We start from the raw sequence: 430 nt of genomic DNA, 5'->3' as shown, positions 1-430 counted from the left end.
GAGCAAGCGATCCGCTTCGTGGTCATCGATCGCCATGTGACGCAAGGGACACGCAGCGCCAAGGGGCGCCAGGCGAACGAACGGTTATGGACGGTGATCGCGACCTGCGCACTGCAAGGGCGCTCGGCGTTTGCCTTTATCCTTGAGGCGGTCGAGGCGTTCATCCATGACCGACCGGCACCGTCGCTGTTGCCGGCACCGCCTTGAGTCATCCCCGCGGGCGTTGATCGGCTCAAGCACGGGCGTGCTCGTCAGAGCTCCTTCTTCCCGCGTGCAGCGCCGTCACTGATCCGGGCCTCAGGCTCGCTTGGCCCAGCACCTTCAACACCGAAGGCCCGGGGAGTCGGCAGCGACGCCAATCGCTCGACGCGATCCTGATCAGGGTTCATCATCGCGCGTCGTCTCGGCCAGGCTCCTGTGCACGGAAATC

The 430-nt window shown here is 65.3% G+C and carries 1 pseudogene; it reads left to right on the top strand.

Features of this window, described 5'->3' with window-relative positions:
• A pseudogene (locus VBE63_RS31195) lies at nt 1-207 on the top strand (IS66 family transposase); the annotation flags it as partial.
• Nucleotides 208-430: the final 223 nt, after the last annotated feature.

The sequence above is a fragment of the Lamprobacter sp. genome (assembly GCF_034860625.1).
GTDB lineage: Bacteria > Pseudomonadota > Gammaproteobacteria > Chromatiales > Chromatiaceae > Lamprobacter.
The sequence above is the reverse complement of the archived record's forward strand: the minus strand, read 5'-3'. Positions and strand labels throughout refer to the sequence as shown.